This is a genomic window from Borreliella afzelii, assembly GCF_014202295.1.
Taxonomy (GTDB): domain Bacteria; phylum Spirochaetota; class Spirochaetia; order Borreliales; family Borreliaceae; genus Borreliella; species Borreliella afzelii.
Map to the genome: position 1 here is coordinate 1 of NZ_JACHGM010000037.1, position 1,550 is coordinate 1,550.

At 28.5% G+C, this 1,550-nt stretch carries 2 protein-coding genes; both read right to left on the reverse strand.

Annotation, left to right across the window (positions count from 1 at the left end; all coding sequences use genetic code 11):
- A partial coding sequence (locus HNP63_RS06680; RefSeq protein ID WP_183227718.1) for a solute carrier family 23 protein occupies positions 1-587 on the reverse strand: 587 nt, incomplete at its 3' end.
- A 108-nt stretch (positions 588-695) separates the two neighbouring features.
- Positions 696-1,550: solute carrier family 23 protein (locus tag HNP63_RS06685; protein ID WP_183227719.1), on the reverse strand; the 855-nt coding region annotated here is incomplete at its 5' end.

Genomic DNA, 1,550 nt, shown 5'->3' on the forward strand with positions numbered 1-1,550 from the left:
CCTCGTACATTTAATTGTTCAAAAATTACAATAAAAAATAATCCTAAAAATGTAAATAAAACTTTTAAGTCAATAAATGATCCGATTCCAACTAATGTGGCATCATTTTTAATGACTATTCCACCATTGACAAAACCAATAAAAGCAATAAAAAGTCCTATTCCAACTGTGATAGAGTACTTTAAATTTACTGGTATGGAATTTACAATACTTTCTCGAGCTCTTGATAGAGATAATACAATAAAAATTAGCCCTTCAACAAAAACAGCAGCTAATGCAACTTGCCAAGGAATATTCATTCCAATTACTACAGAAAATGCAAAAAATGCATTAAGACCCATGCCTGGTGCTAGTGCAATAGGAGTATTAGTATAAAGCCCCATTAATATACTAGAAAATGCTGATGTTAAACAAGTTGCTGTAACTAATGCTCCAATTGGCATACCTGTGCTAGATAATATTGCCGGATTAACAGCTATTATGTATGCCATGCTCAAAAAAGTGGTAATACCCGCAATAACTTCTTTTTTATAATCAATGGTGTTGTTTTTAAATTGAAATAACAATGTTTCTTTGGATTGATTCATTATAAATTACTCCTTAAATTTTATTTTATATCAAAAATAAAACCAGCGCTATCCATCAAATTTAATCTACTAACAAAATGTGATGATAAATTAAATTTCATGAAAATATTAATAGCCATAAATAAATTTAATAATAAAAATTAAACACAATATTAGCATTATAGGAGAAATCTTAATCTTTTCTTTGCTAAAAAGATTAAATGATAAATTTACTAAAACGTAAAATATTGCTCCAACAAAAAATCCTGAAGAAATGCTATAAGTTAGAGGAATCAAAAAGAATATTAAAAAGCTAGAAATATTTTCTCTAATATTAGAGAAATCAATTTTTATTAGTTCTTTACACATTGAAAATCCCACATATATTAGAGCCGCGGCAGTTGCACTAGCAGGAACAGCAATAAAAAGGGGAGCAAAAAAAACTGCAACTAAAAATAATAATCCAGTTACAATTGAAGTAAGTCCTGTTTTGCCACCTTCGGCAATTCCTGTAAAACTTTCAATATAAGTAGTAACAGTAGAAACTCCCATTATTGCTCCAAAAGTAGTAGCAATGCCATCGACTAGTAGTATTTTTTTTGCATTAGGAATTTTTCCGTTTTTATCCAACATACCACCTTTTGTTGTAACACTTATTAAAATACCTACAGTATCAAATAAATCATTGAACAAGAGAATAAAAACTATTGATATAAAAGTCCAAAAATGCTCACTCAAAACATAAGAAAAATCCAATTGATTAAATATTGGCCGAATAGATTCAAATTTTAGAACCCCATTGGGAAGATGTATTCCAATAGATTTGGCGCCATCTAAATTAAATATTGCATATGTCCAAGCTACAAGAGTAACTATACTAATTGCCCAAAGTATACTTCCTCGTACATTTAATTGTTCAAAAATTACAATAAAAAATAATCCTAAAAATGTAAATAAAACTTTTAAGTCAATAAATGATCCGAT